We start from the raw sequence: 203 nt of genomic DNA on the forward strand, positions 1-203 counted from the left end.
CCCAGTAATTCCGATTAACGCTCGCACCCTCCGTATTACCGCGGCTGCTGGCACGGAGTTAGCCGGTGCTTCTTCTGTCGCTAACGTCAAATGCTGCAGCTATTAACTACAACACCTTCCTCACGACTGAAAGTACTTTACAACCCGAAGGCCTTCTTCATACACGCGGCATGGCTGCATCAGGGTTTCCCCCATTGTGCAAT

Annotated in this window: 1 rRNA gene; it reads right to left on the bottom strand. The window is 52.2% G+C overall.

Annotated elements, in window-relative coordinates:
• Positions 1–203: ribosomal RNA gene (locus Q0852_RS23920) — 16S ribosomal RNA — on the bottom strand; the annotation flags it as partial.

It is taken from the genome of uncultured Photobacterium sp., assembly GCF_947502415.1.
In the GTDB taxonomy this organism is placed as follows: domain Bacteria; phylum Pseudomonadota; class Gammaproteobacteria; order Enterobacterales; family Vibrionaceae; genus Photobacterium.